Below are 16477 nucleotides of genomic sequence, written 5' to 3' on the forward strand. Positions count from 1 at the left end.
CGGGGCAATTTCATGATTACAGCTTGTCGGTCACGACAGTTGTCGTCGCGCCTTCCGGCAGCTTGGTGATGACCGGCGTGGAACCGCCGCTCAGGAGCGACTTCACGGTGCGGTCATAGGCTTCCATGTCGAGCTTGCCGTCGGACCCGTCCACCAGCTTGTTGATTTCACCGACCATGCGGATCTGGTGCTTCTCGGTCTGGGCACCGGTCGCATCGTTCTCAAGAACGATTTCGGCCGCTTCTTCCGGGTTCTCGGTCGAATAGGCCCAGCCCTTCATGGAGGCGCGCACGAAGCGGGCGAGCTTGTCGACCATGGCCGGATCGTCGAGGCTGGATTCCAGCACGTAGAGGCCGTCTTCCAGCGTGGCAACACCCTGGTCCTCGTATTTGAACACGACCAGATCTTCCTCCGGAATGCCGGCATCGATCACCTGCCAGTATTCGTTATAGGTCATGGTGGAGATGCAGTCGGCCTGCTTCTGCAGGAGCGGATCGACGTTGAAGCCCTGCTTCAGGACGGTCACGCCGTTTTCACCGCCATCGGTCGAGAGACCGAGTTTGCTCATCCAGGACAGGAACGGATATTCGTTGCCGAAGAACCAGACGCCGAGCGTCTTGCCCTTGAGGTCCGGCGGGATCGAGATGCCGGTGTCCTTGCGGCAGGTCAGCATCATGCCGGACTTCTTGAACGGCTGGGCGATGTTGACGAGCGGCACGCCCTTTTCGCGCGAAGCCAAGGCGGACGGCATCCAGTCGATGATGACGTCAGCGCCACCGCCGGCAATCACCTGCGGCGGCGCGATGTCGGGGCCGCCCGGTTTGATCGTTACATCCAGGCCTTCTTCATCATAGAAGCCCTTGTCCTTTGCCACGTAATAACCGGCAAACTGGCCCTGCGTGACCCATTTGAGCTGCAGCGTCAGCTCGTCCGCGGCATTCGCCGCGCCCGAGACCAGGCTTGCTCCCAAAACGGATACAAGCGCCAGACTTTTCAATGCCTTCATTGCCATTCCCCTACTGGTTACGGGTGTCACCTGCATGGTGCCGCCCTTCTCTGGTATTTTCAAACCCCTCGCCGGCCCGGTGTGCAGGAGCGGCTCCCATCCGCCCCGTACCGGAACCCGGCAATCCGGCAGCATCAAGACCACCCGGACATTTTTGTCTCTGTGCGATCTTCACTGACCATTTGGTCAAGAAAATCTAGAAAGCTGCCGTGTCGCTGGTCAAGGTTATTTTTTCATCAAGGTGAAATACGTTTGATTGTTCTACCCAAGCGAGAGAAAATCGTCACCTGTTAAATCCGGTTGAGTCGGCAAGGAGTAATTGGTTTGCCTGACGTGCGGGAAGACGTTTCATAGTCCCCCGGATTGCGAAGTCGTCCGGAACCCCGGTTTGAAAAGGGGCGGACGCCGATGGGAGAGAGCCGGAATGATCGCAAAGACCTTATTGGAATACAAATCCTTGCCGTTACCGGACCGGCGTCACTATTCCGAAAAGGAAATGCAGGCACGGGCTGAGGAGTTTTACGACGACATCCGCACCCGCCACACGGTTCGCGAATTCTCCGACCGCCCGGTGAAGCGCTCGGTCATCGAGACCTGTGTCCGGGCTGCCGGCACCGCTCCCAGTGGCGCCAATCACCAGCCCTGGCATTTTGTTGCGATTTCCGATCCGGCGCTGAAGAGCAAGATCCGTCTGGCGGCGGAAGAAGAGGAACGACGGCTTTACGACGGCGGCGCGGGCGACGAATGGATCAAGGCGCTGGAACCCATCGGCACCGATGCCCACAAGCCGCATCTGGAAATCGCACCCTGGCTGATCGTTATCTTCGCTCAGCGCTGGGGCACCTATGAGGACGGATCGCGTTACAAGCACTATTACGTCCCGGAAAGCGTCGGCATTGCCACCGGCATGCTCATCACCGCGCTTCACCACGCCGGCCTCAGCGCGCTGACGCATACGCCCAACCCGATGAAGTTCCTGAACGCGATCCTGCACCGCCCGGAAGCGGAAAAGCCGGTGATGATCCTCGCCGTGGGGCATCCGGCGGAAGATGCGACGGTGCCGGCGGTGGCCAAAATCAAGAAGCCGCTGGAGGAGATTTTGACGGTTTTTCCTGACTCTGAGAAAATCTGAAAACACCTAATTAACGCATATTCCGTTCAGATTGGATCATTTGATGAGTGCAGACACTGCCCCTGCCACATTACGGAAGGAAATCGAACGTTAATCTGATCTGAACGGGAACAAGATAACGGAGTTCAGCTTTCTTTCCTGCAATTGCGGAAGCAATGTCCTTCATCTTTTCATCGATGATCTTCAAGGAGCCGCAATCGCAAGATGTATCTCTTGCGGCGACAAGATAGACATCCTGGAAAGTGAAAATTACTCCAATGACTTGTTGCAGAATGTTTGCCCTTGCGAAAACGAGGAACTTTCTTTGGGAATTGGGTCGGCATTGTACCCCAACTCGAGTGATATCCGCTGGGTGTATGTCGGCGCCCATTGCGCAGAGTGCGGCCATTCGGGCGTTTACGTCGATTGGCAGGAACGATAGTCGAACGCGACCAAAACTGCACTTTTGTTGAGGTTTACGGCAACCAACGGCGTCACCCCGGGCGAGCAACGCGAGACCCGGGGCCCACTCGTTTCCAGAGACGGCGAGTGAGGCACCGTTTTGGCAGAACATGTCGAGCTGCAACAAGTTGTACTGCGAGTGGGCTCCGCTTGTCCGGGGTGACGCGCAAGAACAGGCCCTGAAATCCGCTCAGATTCTCCACAAGAAGGTGGGAAGCCGGCCGCTTCGACCAGCCTTACCTTTGAGGATCGCCATCTCCCGGACCAAATCCTTCCGATCAGATTCCCTGGTAAAACCGGTGCACCTCCCGATAAGTAGGCCGGCGCGGCGTTGTATTCCGTTCAAAATTCTCAACCTAAAGGAAAGCAAGCAGACTCCCCCTACTTTCGAGAGCAAATAATAACAACATCTGGCATTTTTATTTATTTCCCCTACGTAATTCCCCAACCTCAAAACTTTCGTATACACCAACGCATGCATTGCACTACACGCAGTGGTTTAATTGAAGTTGTAATTTTTAATACTCTTTACATTTTTCTCGTAATTTCGTTAATTTTTCTTAATAATTTGGTTTGACAATTAATATTTGCATCGCGATTGATATCCGACGGTATTCGCATGACCGCTGGAATCTGGAGGATAAGTTGACGGACCAAGTGACACATCACCCTCTCGAGCTCACTTCTCCGCCAAATGCATCCGGGCAGACCGAGTCCGATGCAAAAGGGAAAAACCGGGCGGCCCGCAGACCGGAAGACATCAAGCCTCCCGTGCGCAGCGACATTGGCACCATTCTCCTGCACTGGACCCTGGTGATTGCGATTTTCACCAGCCTGCTGACGGGTCTGCGGTTTTCAACCGCCGCCGAAGGGGCATGGTTCTCGAAGCTGTTCGAGCCTATCCTGCCTCAAGGCGAACTCTGGACCTGGCACTACATTTCGGCGGTTTTCGTCCTGGCGCTTATCTTCGCCTATTCCGCCTACATGTCCTTCGCGCGCCTGAAGCGGCGCATCTCCTCCAAGAAGATCGTTGTCCTGACCCTGCCGGCGAGCACCAAGCTGCGCCTTGCCGCGGTCAACGTCATCGCTTACTGGCTCCTGTTTGCAGCGGTCCTGACACTGACGGTGACCGGCGTTGTGCTCTACCTCGGCCACGGCGGGCTCTGGGTGAGCGTTCACTACTGGTCGGCACTCGTCGTGCTGACCTATATCTTCGCCCATGTGATCCTGCATTATGCCTATGGCGGGGTGGCGCAATTGCTGAGGCTGTTCCGTCCACAGGCGCTCAGACGTTTCCCGGGCATGGCGGCACATCCGCTGGCCATTTCCATGGCAATCGGCGCCGTCGTCATAGCGGGGGCCGTTTCCCTTGATTTCGGCACGCGCAGCGACCTGATCGTTTCCCGCGCCGACACGCTTCCGGTTCTGGACGGACGCCTGAATGACGCCGTCTGGCAGACGGCCGAGCCGGTGTTCGTCGAAACGCAGCAAGGCTCCAATTTTCTTGGAACGGGCGCTTCCACCGTGGAAGTCCGCGCCCTTCAGGTCGGCGACAAGGTCGCCTTAGGTTTCCGTTGGAATGACGCCACCCACTCTCTGAAACGGCACCCGCTCATCAAGAAAGAGGACGGCTGGCACATCCTCAACAACAATGCCGACCGCTCGGACGAAACGGCCTTCTACGAGGACAAGTTCGCCGTCGTACTTGCCGGAACAGACACATTCGGCGGCGGCGGCGCAACCCATCTGGGTACGAAGCCGCTGGCGGACAAACCCGCCGCCTATGCCGGGGTCGGCCTTCACTACACTACCGACGGAAGCCTGGTCGATGTCTGGCAATGGAAGTCAGCGCGTGGCGGCGTGCTGGGCTATGTGGACGATATGTGGTTCGGCACTCCGCTCGATCCGAACCCCAAGGAGGCGGCAGGCGAGGCGCGCTACAAGGCGGGTTACCATTCCGACGAAGGCAAGGCCGCCTATGACGTGAACTATGTCGGCGACCCCAAGACCCGTTACCACGGCACGGTCGCAGTCAAACGTCTCCCGATCGACTACAAGGCCACGGTTGCCAAGATGGGCACCATCGAACTCACTCCGGATGCCAGCGTCGACGAGGGGTCCCAGTGGTGGATGTTCAAGGACGAAACCGTACCCTATTCGCCCGAGAAAGACGCCGAGATCCCTGTCGGAACCGTGCTTCCCGGCGTACTGATCATGAACAACGGCTACAGCGGCAACCGTGCGGATCTTTCTGCCGGAGCCCACTGGCAGGACGGTTACTGGACGCTCGAAATTGTCCGGGACATGGACACAGGTGACGAAAAGGATCTTGCGATGCGGGACGGGCTCTATCTGTGGGTGTCCGCCTTCGACCACAACCAGATCCGCCATTCGCGGCATTCCCGCCCCGTCCGCCTGACCTTCGAGTGATCCTTCCCACGCTGTTACGGAAAATTCCAGATGTCTAAAAGCACGTGCACCGTTACGATCAACGGCAAACCGGTGAAGGCCAATGTCGGCGACACGCTCATCGACGCCGGGCTCGGCGGGCGAATCGTCCTTCCTCATGACTGCTGTTCCGGCCAATGCGAAACCTGCCGTGTCCGGGTCCTGAGCGGCCAGGTCGACGATCAGGGAACGCTTGAAAAGAACACGGTTCTCGGCTGCCTCGCCGTGCTGGAGGGCGACGCGGAGATCTCCTACGATCCCGTACCGATCGTGAAAACGGTCAAGGGTGTCGTGCAGACGATCCAGAAGATCAAGGACGACTATCTGGAGGTGCGCGTCCGCGTGGCAAGGCCGGTCACCTGGCTTCCGGGACAGTACCTGCGCGCCACATTCGCCGGTTACCCGCCCCGCGACTACAGTCCGACCACGCCACTCAACCTGGACGCCGACGAGAATGTCGTCGTCTTCCACATCAAGGTTTACCCGGACAGCATCGTATCCTCGAAGCTGGGCAACCAGATCGACAAGGGCCACAGCGTCAAGCTGCGCGGTCCGTTCGGCAACGCCTTCCTGCGCCGGCAGCCGGAACCACTGCTGCTCACTTCCACCGGAACCGGCTTCGCACCGATCTGGTCGATCGCGGTCGCCGCCAGCCTGGGACAGCCCGACCGTGAAATCCGTATCATCGCGGGCGCACGCACCAAGGACGGCCTCTACATGCGCGATGCGGTCCGCTGGCTGCAGAGCCGCGGCATCCCCATCACCCTGACCGCCAGCGACGGCGACAACGAGACGGTCATGACGGACCGGCCGCAGGACCTTGTCGGCAACCTGACGGCCGATCACATCGTCTACTCGGCTGGAGCGCCGGCGCATGTTGAAGCCATGCGCACGCTCGCCCGGGTGGCGGGTGCGACCTTCTACGCCGATCCCTTCTATGTGGCCGAGGAAGACCGGGGGGTTCTCGCGATGGCAAGCTCTCTGCTGCGCAAGGCGGCCGGTCCGTTCGCGCCGGCTTCAGCGCAATAGGATTACCCCGGGGAGGGTAACAGCAGCAGCCGAAGCAATCTTGCCGTCGGCTCCATCCGGTGACCGGCGGTCTTATTGCACCACCAGAGCCGGCGTGCGCCTTTCGTTCTGGATAAGTCCCTTGATCTCGCTCAGGGGCATCGGCCTGCCAAGATAGTAGCCCTGGGCTTCGGTGCAGCCGATTTCCACCAGCATGTCGAGCAACTGAAGGGTTTCAACGCCCTCTGCCGTCGTGGTCATGTTCAGGTTCTTGGCCAGCTCGATCACGGCCTTCACGATGGAGATCGAATCATCCGAGTAGGCCATCGAACGAACGAAGGACTGGTCGATCTTGATCTTGTCGAACGGGAACCGGCGGAGATAGCTGAGCGAAGAGTAGCCCGTCCCGAAATCGTCCATGGACACCTTGACGCCGAGGGACTTGGCCTGATGCAGCGCCTCCAGCACTTCCTCTGCATCCGTCAGCAGCACGTTTTCCGTCACTTCCAGTTCCAGCCGGTCTGCCCGCAGACCCGTTTTCACCAGCGTTTCGACCAGGATCGGGCCGAAGGCGTGGCCCCGCAACTGCCGGGGGGACAGGTTGACGGCAACGCGCAAGTGCTGCGGCCAGTCAGCCGCGATCCGGCATGCCTCCTTGAGAACCCATTCCCCCAGCGGAGAGATCAGGCCGGTGTCTTCCGCAAGCGGGATGAAGTCGGCGGGGGAAACGAGGCCACGGGACGGATGGTTCCAGCGCACGAGCGCCTCGAAGCCGGTAACGGAATAATCCTGAAGTGAATATTGCGGCTGGAAGTAGAGTTCCATCTCGCCGTTTGCGATTGCGTTTCTGAGGTCCGTGATCAGTTCCCTGCGTTCGTTGACCACAGTGCCCATGCCCGCTTCGAAGAACCTGTGCGTGCTCCGCCCGTCTTCCTTGGCTCTGTAGAGGGCCAGATCGGCCTGCTTGAACAGTTCGTCCCCGGCCGTGCCGTCGCCCTTGGCTATGGTGATGCCGATGCTGACGCCGATGACGATCTCGTGGTCCGCAATCTGGAAGGGCTGCGACAACTCCCAGATGACCGACTGCGCAAGTTCGTCTGCCTGATGCGGGCTGCTCGGCAAGTCCATCAGGATGGCGAATTCATCACCGCCAAGCCGGACGACCAGTTCCCCGTCATCGGTCAGTTGGCGCAGGCGATCCGCGACCTGGCGCAGCAACTCATCGCCGATCGGGTGCCCGAGGGAATCGTTGACCGTCTTGAATTCATCCAGATCCAGACAAAGAATGGCGAATTCGCCGCCATGGATCTGCTGGCGCTTCAACAGCAATTCCATCTGATCGCGGAACTCGATCCGGTTGGGCAGATGCGTGAGAATGTCGTGCCGGGCGAGATAGGCCAGCCGGTCGCGCGCGGCCTGGCGTTCCGTCACGTCCTCCGAAATGGCGACCCAGCCGCCGTCGGACAACGGCTGGCGGGTGGTCAGGACAATCCGCCCTGACCGGATCTTCACCATCTCGGTGCTCTGCATGCCCGAGGACAGCCGTCCCGAGGTAATCCTGGCCTCAGAATAGTCCGGCTTTTCCTTCTCAACGGGCTCGACATGCTGCAGTCCGGCAAGCTCCTCGGCCGTCATGCCGGGCCTTACCGCGTCGCCATCCAGTTCGAAGAGCTCCAGAAAGCGCTGGTTAGAGACGATCAGCTTGCCGTCGACGTCGAACATGCAAAGTCCGTGGGACATGTTGTTGAGCGCGGCATCGAACAGAATGTTCTGTTCGCGAAGCTGCGCTTCCTGCGATCTCAGGATCACGTTCTTTTCATGGACGCGCGCGCGCAGGGCATCGCGCTCCTTGACCGAGCGTTGCAGGGACACGACGGAACGGGCAATGTCTCCGACCTCGTCGTGACGCTCCGTTCCCACCACCTCGTTCTCGAAGTCACCGGCCGCGATGCCGGACAGTACACGCGTGATCTTGGTCAGCGGCCGCGTAATCTGCCGAGCGAGAAGGAATGCCACCGTCGCGAAGGCAATCAGCGTCAGGATACCGAAGAGAAACAGCCACTTCAGCAGCTTGGCCTCTTCCTCCGTCCCGATCCGCGTCAGTTCGTTCTGCGTTTCGGTCAGGGCTTCGATCGGCATCAGCGCACAGGCAGACAGAGGGCTGACGAGGGGACCGCACTTGATGACCCGCTTTCCATCCGCGGTAATGCTGGCCTTGGACGGGGAACTGGCCAAATCGGCGAGGCCACCGTCGAATTTTGCCCTGGAGGTCACCGTCTCGCCATGAAGGATGGCCAGCTCGAAATGGTTGATTTCGGCAAGGTCCACCAGCAAGGGTTCATGCGGACGCAGCCAACGCTGCGCCAGAAGTCCACCGACGACGTACCCGAAATCGTCGAAGACCGGCGTGAAGACGATCTGCGAGACAGAGTTGACCTTGTCACTTGGAACGAAAACCCCGGTGCTTCGGACCGGCTGGACCGTGGAAATCGTCAACTTGTTGCCGGGATAACTTTCCTTCAAGGACGTGAGAATGTCCGCATGGAAGTCAAAATCGGGAAGTCTGGCACCCAAGGCCACCAAGTCGGCCTTGTAGGACGAGGCCCCGATCACCCGCCCCTCCTCGTCAAGGACGACGATCCCGTCCACGTCCGCCAGTTCCGCCGCCGGGCCCAGCAACTCGGAGATCGCGACAACGTTCCGGGATACGAGCACCTTTTCCGTATCCACGCGCTCGGCAATCGAGTTGACCCGGCGCAGCCTGTCCTGAAACAGGAACTCCAACCGCGTTCCGGCAAGCTTGACGTCCGCATCGAGCTTTTCAAGAAGCCGGGACTGGGACAGTTCCAGCAGCTCCTTTTCCTGCCGTGCCATGCTGTCTTCAAGCTGAAAGGCCACAAGGCCGATCAGACCAGCAAACGCACACAGCGCCGTGAAAACGGCGCCATATGTGTAATGCCAGAGAAGAGAGGAATGGCGTAGCATGTTCGTTGAGCCGTTATCTCTGCGTCGGCACCCCGCCGTAATTCCGGATCATGGTTCGGGCTGTTTCAGACTGGCTGAAGTCGATAAAGGCCTTCATCTGGTCGTCCATTGTTCCCTCCTTGTAGATCAGGGCGAGTACCACGGCGCTCGGATAGCCGTCATCCGTCGGGTGGTGTCCGTCGATCTTCAAGACGGACAACCCCTCTTCAAGCGGACGGGAATAGGGTCCGAAGGCAATCGCGCCTTCGACTTCCCGGGCGCTCGAAATCGCGTCCTGCGTGGTCAGGGCCGTCTTGGAGCGCGGCGAAAACTCCATGTCCCGCCAGCCCGGCATCGTCGCCCTCAGGACCTGCAAGGTGCTGTCGGCGTCCTCCCGCCGGACGATACGAACACGCAGATCGGCGCCACCGACTTCCGTCCAGTTGGTGATTTCACCCGAATAGAGCTTCAGGAGCTGGTCGCTGGTCAATTCGCTGACACCGGTCGAGGGATGGGCAAAGATCGCGCTCGGGATTCGAGCGATCGGCAGGTAGACAAGGCCGAATTCGACTTCGCTCTCCTTCAGGGGCCGCGCAACGCGGCCCATACGTTCGGCACCGGAGCTGACCGCCGCAATTCCACCACCCGAGCCGATGCTCGGTGGTATCGACAGGTTAATTTCAGGATAGGCCTCGGAAAAGCCCTCGCCGATTTCCTGAAGCATTTCAAGACCGTCACCGGTCCCCACAACCTTGAGCTCCGCCTCAGCAACGGCGGTCCGGACCGGTATTAGCAAGAGGCCAAGCACGAGGGCAAAGCAAACGGAATAGGCGCGCATTTTTCCCACCGAATTGAAATTTCGGCATTCAGAGTAATGCATTCAAGTTAATCAAACGCTAAATCGAAGTCGAAAATTAAATTAAAGACCTGTATTGCAGGACAGTCAACCAATAGAGATTGTATACATTGAAAGTTGTTAAAAATCCGGGACGGGGTAATATTTGCCTACCGGCAATAACTTTCCACCTGTATTTTGATATGCAATTCGTTCGATTTTAATATTCATTCTGCAATTTCAAGGATTCAACCAGTTATATTCAATTGTTTGCTCGGCATCGCAAATGCCGAAAAGAATATTCAAAGATGAGATGCAAACAAAATTTGTTCATCCTCTAGGTGGGGCCGAATTGATTGTCCTAACATCATACAAATTTACAATGCTCCCCGGGCCACCCGGCCGCCGTCACAAGGCGGCGGCGCTCGAGCGAACCACCAGTTCGACACCGACAGTTACCGCCGATGACGGCGCCTGCTGGCCAGCCCCACCCGGAGCGATACAGTCCAGCAGCAGGGAAGCCGCCTTGATGCCCAGGGCATGCCGGTCCTGGCGAATGGTGGTCAAGGCCGGGACGTAATATTCCGACAGCTCGATATCGTCGAAGCCGACCACCGAAATATCTTCCGGTACGCGCACGCCATGAGCGGTCAGGGTGGACATCAGGCCGAACGCAACCTGATCGGACGCGCAAAAGACAGCCGTGGGACGTTCCTCCATGGCCAATATGCGTTGCGCCGCCATACGCCCCGATTCCAGCGAAAAATCTCCCCGGATGATCCAGTCGTCGCGTACCGGCAAACCCAGGCGGGCCCGCTCCTGCAGCATGCCCTCCCGCCTTGCATGGGTCAGAACATTGTCTTCAGGTCCGGTAATATGGGCAATTTTCCGGTGCCCGAGATCGTAAAGGTGGCGGACGGCCAGCCTTGCGCCCTCGCCGTTGTCGCTTCTGACGGAGGGCAACTTCGAGTGATGCACCCATTCACAGGCAAACACGATTTTTCCGGAAACGCCGTTGTCCTCGAATTGCTGCAGGTCCTCGTCCGGCAGCGATCCGTCCAGACAAATCATCCCGTCGATCTGGGCGTCCAGAAAGTAGTCGACCAGTTTCTTGCCGGAAGTCGTCTGGACCTTCGTATCGGCGATCAGGACGGAATAGTCGCAGTCGCCGATCCTTTCGCTGATGCCGGCCAGGATCCGAGAAAAGAAGGGGTTGCCGAGATTGGGAACGAGGACAAGCACCGCACCGGCCTGGCGGGTGCGCAGGTTCCGCGCCGTCCGATTGACCCTGTAACCGGTCGAGCGGATGGCGGCAAAAACGCTTTCCCGGGTCTTCTCCGTCAGGAGTTCGGGATTGCTGAGCGCCCGGCTGACCGTTGCAGTGGAGACGCCCGCGGCTTGAGCAACGTCCTGGATTCTCACGTTTTTCTGGACCAAGAAACTCTCCGGCGTCTGCGGTCGGGACCTAAATATCATCTGGGGCGCGTCATTGCGGGTTGACACAAGAGGCATTCCTGCGAATGATAAGGAATGTAATCGATTACATCACCAGATACAAGAAAATGTAATCGATTACAGCGCGGCGGTAGCCGCAAACGAGGACAATCGGACAATCGTTCGGTGGGAGGAAGACATGAAAGCAATAAGGACTGTTCTTGCGGCGACCACCGCCCTTTGCGCGGCAACCGCGGCAAACGCGACCGACCTGGAAGTCACCCATTGGTGGACCTCCGGCGGCGAGGCGGCTGCCGTCGCCGAATTCGCCAAGGCATTCGACGCCACCGGCAACAAGTGGGTCGACGGCGCCATCGCCGGTTCCGGCGGCACTGCCCGCCCGATCATGATCAGCCGCATTACCGGCGGCGATCCGATGGGAGCCACCCAGTTCAACCACGGCCGCCAAGCCGAAGAGCTGGTTGAGGCGGGCCTGATGCGCGACCTTACCGACATCGCCAAGGCGGAAAACTGGGCCGAAGTGGTCCGCCCGTCCAGCCTTCTCGACAGCTGCACGCTGGACGGCCGCATTTATTGCGTTCCCGTCAACATTCACTCCCAGCAGTGGCTGTGGCTGAACAACTCCGTGTTCGAAAAGGCCGGCATTCCGGTTCCGTCCAACTGGGACGAATTCGCCGCCGCCGCTCCCAAACTCGAAGAAGCCGGCATCGTGCCGCTGGCGATGGGCCAGCAGCCCTGGCAGACAACCCTCGCCTTCCAGGTGCTCATGGTCGCGCTCGCCGGTCCGGACGCCTACACCAAGGTGTTCGGCGACAAGGACACCGGGCTCGCAGGCGGGCCGGAGATCACCAAGGTGTTCCAGGCAGCTGCGACTGCCCGCGACATGGCCAAGAACTCCAATGTCCAGAACTGGAACGATGCCACCAACATGGTGATTACCGGCAAGGCTGCCGGTCAGATCATGGGCGACTGGGCACAGGGCGAGTTCCAGGTCGCCAACCAGGTTGCCGGCAAGGACTACACCTGCCTGCCGGGCCTCGGTGTCAACGAGGTGATCATGACAGGAGGCGATGCCTTCTATTTCCCGAAAGTGGACGACGCGGCCATCACCGAAGCCCAGGGTGTCCTGGCGAAGGTCATGCTGTCACCGGAAACCCAGGTCGCCTTCAACCTGAAGAAGGGTTCGCTGCCGGTGCGCGGTGACGTCGACCTGAATGCGGCCAATGACTGCATGAAGAAGGGGCTGGATATCCTTGCCAAGGGCAGCATCATCCAGACGCCGGATCAGCTCATGTCCGCAGACAGCGTGTCGCTGGTGAATGACCTCTTCGTCGAGTTCTTCAACACTCCGGATATGTCCGCCGAAGATGCCCAGGCGCGCTTCGTTTCGATCATCGAAGAAGCCGACTGATCGATCGTCTCAGCCCTTGCGCCGCCCTGAGCCCGGCATCTTGAGGCAGGGGCGGCGTCCTCCAGCCCTGCGCGCACTCCGGTGCGTGCAGGGAAATCGGGGCCGGTCACGGCATTCGCATAGACAAGGACATAAGGCATGGCCGCAGCAACGCGACCCATGAGATGGCACCATAACCTGAGTGCCAAGGTGGCCGCCATTCCGATGATCACAACCGCAATGGTGGTCTTCGTCGGCGGGACCGCCTGGACGGTTCTCTACTCCTTCACCAATTCCAAGCTTCTACCGAAGGAAAAATTCGTCGGTCTGGCGCAATACGACCGTCTGTGGAGCAGCAGCAAGTGGCTGATCTCCATCGAGAACCTGGCCATTTACGGCGCGTTCTCTCTGGTGTTTTCACTGCTGATCGGATTTTTGCTGGCGGCATTGCTCGATCAGAAAATCCGGTTCGAGGACACATTCCGGACCATCCTGCTCTATCCTTTCGCGCTGAGCTTCATCGTGACCGGCCTTGCCTGGCAGTGGATCCTCAATCCGGATTTCGGCATCCAGCAGGTGGTGCGCAATCTCGGCTGGACGAGCTTTACCTTCGATCCGCTCTACAATCCCGACATCGTCATCTACGGCATTCTGATCGCCGGCCTGTGGCAGGGCACGGGCCTGATCATGTGCCTGATGCTGGCCGGATTGCGCGGCATCGACGAAGACATCTGGAAAGCCGCCCGGGTCGACGGCATCCCAATGTGGAAGACCTATCTCTTCATCGTCATCCCGATGATGCGCGGCATCTTCATCACCGCGATCGTGCTGATCGCCTCCGGCATCATCAAGGTCTACGACCTGATCGTCGCCCAGACCGGCGGCGGCCCCGGCATTTCCTCGGAAGTTCCGGCCAAATACGTCTATGACGCCATGTTCCTGTCGCAGAACCTCGGCCAGGGTTTTGCCGCCTCTACCATGATGCTGCTCTCGGTCGTCATCATCGTCGTGCCTTGGGCCTATCTCGAATTCGGAGGCAAACGTCGTGGCTGATCTGTTGAACTCCACCGCCGCGCCGGCCGCAGACAATGCCGCGGTGCTGGCCATGTCCGGACCCCGCGGGCGCAAGCCGAGCAAGGTCCTGTCCCGCCGCAACATCATCATCTACGGCACGCTGATCGTGGTCTCGCTATATTACCTGCTGCCACTCTACGTGATGATCGTGACGTCGCTGAAAGGCATGCCCGAAATCCGTCTCGGTAACATCTTTTCGCCCCCGGTCGAGGTTACCTTCCAGCCTTGGGTGAAGGCCTGGGCGGAGGCTTGCACGGGGCTCAATTGCGACGGTCTCTCGCGCGGCTTCTTCAACTCGGTGAAGATCCTGGTGCCCTCGGTGATTCTATCGATCATCATCGCCTCGATCAACGGCTATGCGCTGGCCAACTGGCGCTTCAAGGGTGCGGAAACCTTCTTCACCATCCTGATCGTCGGTGCCTTCATCCCCTACCAGGTGATGATCTACCCGATCGTGATCATGCTGCGCGAGATCGGGCTCTACGGCAGCCTGACGGGTCTCGTCATCGTGCACACGATCTTCGGCATGCCTATCCTGACCTTGCTGTTCCGGAATTACTTCGCTTCCGTGCCGCAGGAACTGTTCAAGGCGGCACGCGTCGACGGCGCCGGTTTCTGGGCGATCTACTTCCGGATCATGGTGCCCATGAGCCTGCCGATCTTCGTGGTGGCCATGATCCTGCAGGTGACCGGCATCTGGAACGACTTCCTGTTCGGCGTGATCTACACCAAGCCGGACCTCTACCCGATGACGGTGCAGCTCAACAACATCGTCAATTCGACGCAGGGGGTGAAGGAATACAACGTCAACATGGCCGCCACGATCCTGACCGGCCTGGTTCCTCTCACCATCTACTTCCTTTCCGGAAAACTCTTTGTCCGCGGCATTGCCGCTGGCGCGGTAAAAGGCTGAAGACAGTCCCATGGATGCAAGAATCGACCCCAGTATCGCCATCAAGAACCTTTGCCTGAGCTTCGGGAGCCTCGACGTTCTGAAGGACTTGAACCTCAGTGTCGGGCAGGGTGAATTCCTTGTCCTGCTCGGCTCTTCGGGTTGCGGCAAGTCCACGCTGCTCAACTGCATTGCCGGCCTGCTTGACGTCACCGACGGCCAGATCTTCATCGGTGGCCGCAATGTCACCTGGGAGGAGCCGTCCAACCGCGGCATCGGCATGGTGTTCCAGAGCTATGCGCTTTACCCGCAGATGACGGTTGCCGGAAACCTGAGTTTCGGGCTGAAAAACGCCGGTGTGCCGAAGGCCGAGATCGAGGAACGCGTCAACCGGGCCGCCAAGATCCTGCAGATCGAACCGCTGCTCAACCGCAAACCCGCCGCCCTTTCCGGAGGCCAGCGCCAGCGCGCCGCCATCGGCCGGGCACTGGTGCGCGACGCGGACGTGTTCCTGTTCGACGAACCGCTGTCGAACCTCGACGCCAAACTGCGCGCGGACCTCAGGGTGGAAATCAAGCAGCTTCACCAGAAACTCTCCAACACGATGATCTACGTCACCCACGACCAGATCGAAGCCATGACGCTGGCCGACCGTATCGCCATCATGCGCGGCGGCCAGATCCTGCAGCTCGCCTCGCCGAACGAGATCTACAAAAGGCCGGCCAGCAAATATGTCGCGGAGTTCATCGGTTCGCCCACCATGAACTTCTTCGAAGGCCGGATCGAAGGCGGCGACGTGCTGCGTTTTGAGACCGGAGACCATAGCTTTTCACTCGCCGGCTACGAATTCGGGAATGCCGCTTCCGGTGATGCCTGGTTCGGCATCCGCCCGGAGCACATGGTCAGTGGCGCGGAGGCGGAAGACGCCAAGATCCGGCTGGAAGGCCAGGTGGAGCTCGTCGAACCGCTCGGCTCCGACACGCTGGCCCGGATTACCTGCCGCGACCAGCTGCTCTGGATCCGTCTGGATGGACAGGCCAACGTCTCCCATGGCGACAGCATCACGTTCGGTTTCGACCCTGCCCGCGCCAATCTCTTCGACAAGACAACCGAAAACCGGCTCTGACGAGCCGCTTACTCAATCAGGACACTTCAAGATGGATGTTTCTTTCCAGCTCTATTCCGCACGCGAATTCACTCCCTGGGAAACCGTTCTGCAACGGCTTTCCGGTCTCGGCTATACTCAGGTCGAAGGCTTCGGCGGAAACTACGAAGACCCGGCTGCCTTCCGCGAACTGCTTGACGCCAACGGGCTTGCCATGCCGTCCGGCCATTTCTTCCCGATGGAACAGTTCGAGGACGATATCGGCAAAGTGATCGCCACGGCGAAAGCCCTCGGCATGGAGCGGATCTTCGTTCCGGCCGTTCCGCCGGAGCAGCGTGTTCCCGATGCAGCAATGTGGCAGTCGATTGCCGAGCGCCTGGAAGCTATCGGATCGAAGATCCGTGATGCCGGCCTGCGCTTCGGCTGGCACAACCACGATTTCGAGTTCCAGACTTGCGCGGACGGCCGCCTGCCGATGGACATCATTCTGGAAACCGCACCTTCCATCGAATGGGAAGCAGACATTGCCTGGATCGTCCGGGGCGGACAGGACCCGCTTACCTGGATCAACATCCACGCCGACCGCATCACCACGGCGCATGTGAAGGACATCGCGCCCGAGGGTGAATGCGCCGACGAGGACGGCTGGGCGGATGTCGGCCAGGGCACCATGGACTGGAAGGGCATCATGGCCGCCTTGCGCGGGATCGGCGTCGACCTCTTCGTG

Annotated in this window: 12 protein-coding genes; 8 read left to right on the forward strand and 4 right to left on the reverse strand. The window is 59.4% G+C overall.

Annotated features, from left to right (window positions below; all coding sequences use genetic code 11):
• Positions 1-16: 16 nt before the first annotated feature.
• Positions 17-1006 carry an ABC transporter substrate-binding protein gene (locus ACQY7U_RS06835; protein ID WP_428643073.1) on the reverse strand — a complete coding sequence of 330 codons (990 nt, stop codon included), beginning with the start codon at positions 1004-1006 and terminating at the stop codon, positions 17-19.
• Between the two features lie 424 nt (positions 1007-1430).
• On the opposite strand from ACQY7U_RS06835, the gene ACQY7U_RS06840 reads away from it, so the two are divergent.
• The 3 genes from ACQY7U_RS06840 (at position 1431) to ACQY7U_RS06850 (ending at position 6056) form a co-directional block, all read left to right on the forward strand.
• Positions 1431-2138 (forward strand): nitroreductase family protein, encoded by a 708-nt coding sequence (locus ACQY7U_RS06840; protein WP_428643074.1) that lies wholly within the window; start codon positions 1431-1433, stop codon positions 2136-2138.
• A gap of 1212 nt (positions 2139-3350) precedes the next feature.
• Complete coding sequence (locus ACQY7U_RS06845) at positions 3351-5009, forward strand: ethylbenzene dehydrogenase-related protein (RefSeq protein WP_428643075.1); 1659 nt, start codon at positions 3351-3353, stop codon at positions 5007-5009.
• A 30-nt stretch (positions 5010-5039) separates the two neighbouring features.
• Positions 5040-6056 (forward strand): 2Fe-2S iron-sulfur cluster-binding protein, encoded by a 1017-nt coding sequence (locus tag ACQY7U_RS06850; protein ID WP_428643076.1) that lies wholly within the window; start codon positions 5040-5042, stop codon positions 6054-6056.
• Between the two features lie 72 nt (positions 6057-6128).
• Here ACQY7U_RS06850 and ACQY7U_RS06855 read toward each other — a convergent pair whose 3' ends face one another.
• The 3 genes from ACQY7U_RS06855 to ACQY7U_RS06865 all read right to left on the reverse strand — a co-directional run bounded on the left by ACQY7U_RS06855 (position 6129) and on the right by ACQY7U_RS06865 (position 11271).
• The gene (locus ACQY7U_RS06855; protein ID WP_428643078.1) at positions 6129-9020 is read right to left on the reverse strand and encodes a bifunctional diguanylate cyclase/phosphodiesterase; all 2892 of its coding nucleotides are present in this window, start codon (positions 9018-9020) and stop codon (positions 6129-6131) included.
• Positions 9021-9033: 13 nt separating this feature from the next.
• Positions 9034-9837 carry a PstS family phosphate ABC transporter substrate-binding protein gene (locus ACQY7U_RS06860; protein ID WP_428643079.1) on the reverse strand — a complete coding sequence of 268 codons (804 nt, stop codon included), beginning with the start codon at positions 9835-9837 and terminating at the stop codon, positions 9034-9036.
• 405 nt (positions 9838-10242) lie between these two features.
• Entirely contained in the window at positions 10243-11271 is a 1029-nt protein-coding gene (locus ACQY7U_RS06865) for a LacI family DNA-binding transcriptional regulator (RefSeq protein ID WP_428643080.1), read from the reverse strand.
• Between the two features lie 196 nt (positions 11272-11467).
• Between ACQY7U_RS06865 and ACQY7U_RS06870 the strand changes: the two genes are divergently transcribed.
• The 5 genes from ACQY7U_RS06870 to ACQY7U_RS06890 all read left to right on the forward strand — a co-directional run.
• Positions 11468-12700, forward strand: a complete 1233-nt coding sequence (locus tag ACQY7U_RS06870; protein WP_428643081.1) for an ABC transporter substrate-binding protein — start codon at positions 11468-11470, stop codon at positions 12698-12700.
• A 138-nt stretch (positions 12701-12838) separates the two neighbouring features.
• A complete protein-coding gene (locus tag ACQY7U_RS06875) occupies positions 12839-13732 on the forward strand; it encodes a carbohydrate ABC transporter permease (RefSeq protein WP_428643082.1) in 894 nt (297 codons plus the stop codon).
• A 52-nt stretch (positions 13733-13784) separates the two neighbouring features.
• Positions 13785-14666, forward strand: a complete 882-nt coding sequence (locus tag ACQY7U_RS06880; protein WP_428643088.1) for a carbohydrate ABC transporter permease — start codon at positions 13785-13787, stop codon at positions 14664-14666.
• Positions 14667-14676: 10 nt separating this feature from the next.
• Positions 14677-15771: an ABC transporter ATP-binding protein gene (locus ACQY7U_RS06885; RefSeq protein WP_428643083.1), complete on the forward strand. Its 1095-nt coding sequence runs from the start codon at positions 14677-14679 to the stop codon at positions 15769-15771.
• Between the two features lie 31 nt (positions 15772-15802).
• The coding region (locus ACQY7U_RS06890) for a sugar phosphate isomerase/epimerase family protein (RefSeq protein WP_428643084.1) at positions 15803-16477 on the forward strand (675 nt) is incomplete at its 3' end.

The organism is Roseibium sp., assembly GCF_050301095.1.
GTDB lineage: Bacteria > Pseudomonadota > Alphaproteobacteria > Rhizobiales > Stappiaceae > Roseibium.